Origin of the sequence: Microbispora sp. H10670 (assembly GCF_014161385.1) — a bacterium.
In the GTDB taxonomy this organism is placed as follows: domain Bacteria; phylum Actinomycetota; class Actinomycetes; order Streptosporangiales; family Streptosporangiaceae; genus Microbispora; species Microbispora triticiradicis.
The window spans coordinates 1-1,323 of sequence record NZ_JABBWW010000083.1 but is presented as its reverse complement, the minus strand read 5'-3'; the positions used below and the strand labels follow the sequence as shown (position 1 = coordinate 1,323).

At 69.5% G+C, this 1,323-nt stretch carries 1 protein-coding gene and 1 other annotated feature; the gene reads left to right on the top strand.

The genetic code is table 11. The features are described from left to right. The first annotated feature begins 73 nt into the window (after positions 1-73). Positions 74-1,293, top strand: a protein-coding gene (locus HHX33_RS34615) for an IS3 family transposase (protein ID WP_259403172.1) whose coding sequence is annotated in 2 segments (ribosomal slippage) — positions 74-353 and positions 353-1,293 — 1,221 coding nt in all. Because the reading frame shifts where the segments join, the coding sequence is not laid out codon by codon here. Then, positions 352-465, top strand: a sequence feature (AL1L pseudoknot). (Overlaps the previous gene by 114 nt.) Positions 1,294-1,323 lie beyond the last annotated feature (30 nt).

Genomic DNA, 1,323 nt, shown 5'->3' with positions numbered 1-1,323 from the left:
GTGAACCACTCCGACTTTCGTGGAGGCCCTGAAGCCAGCATCATCTGCTGGCGGAAGGGAGAATCACGTCACGATGCCAGCCCCGAGGAAGTACCCCCAAGAGCTTCGCGAGCGCGCGGTGCGCATGGTCTTTGAGGTCCGCCGGCAGACCGGCGGCGCCCCCGGCGCGATCGCCCGCGTGGCCGACCAGCTCGGCGTTCACCGCGAGGCGCTGCGCGGGTGGGTGCGCCAGGCCGAGATCGACGAGGGACAGCGTCCCGGCACCTCGACCACCGACACCCAGCGGATCGCCGAGCTGGAGCGCGAGGTGCGCGAGCTGCGCCGCGCCAACGAGATCCTCAAGGCCGCGGCCGCTTTTTTCGCGGCGGAACTCGACCCACGGCCGCCCAGATAGTCGCCTTCATCGACGCCCACCGCGACGCTTTCGGCGTCGAGCCGATCTGCGACGTCCTGCAGGTGGCGACGTCGACCTACTACGCGGCCAAGTCCCGCCCGCCGTCCGCACGAGCGGTGCGCGATGCCCAGCTCATGGCCGAGATCACCACGGTGTGGAACGACAACTACGAGGTGTACGGCGTGCGCAAGATGTGGAAAGAGCTCAACCGGCGCGGCACCCGCGTGGCCCGGTGCACCGTGGCCCGGCTGATGAAGCGCATGGGGCTGGCCGGGGCGGTCCGCGGGGACCACAAGCGACCGACCACGATCGCCGACGCCCTCACCGACCGGCCCGCCGACCTGGTCAAACGCGACTTCACCGCCCCCGCCCCGAACCGGCTGTGGGTCGCCGACCTGACCTACATCCCCACCGCCTCGGGGTTCGTGTACGCGGCGCTGGTGATCGACGCCTTCTCGCGGATGATCGTCGGCTGGCGGCTGGCCGACCACCTGCGCACCGACCTGGCGCTGGACGCCCTGGAGATGGCCATCTGGCGCCGCGGCGACGGCCGGCGCCTCGAGGGACTGGTCCACCACTCCGACCGCGGCTGCCAATATCTGTCGATCCGCTACACCGAGCGTCTCGCGGGCGCCGGGGCGGTCTGCTCGGTCGGCTCACGCGGGGACAGCTACGACAACGCCCTGGCCGAAACCACCATCGGGCTGTACAAAACCGAACTGATCCACCGGCGCGGCCCCTGGAACGGCCTGGACGACCTCGAGATCGCCACCATGGAATGGGTCGACTGGTACAACAACCGGCGCCTCCACAGCGCCTGCAACGACCTCCCACCAGCCGAATTCGAGACCCACTACCAAACACAAACCGACCCGGCTATCCTCACCCCAGCCAGCTAACCCGGCCTCCACGAAACTCGGCGCGGTTCA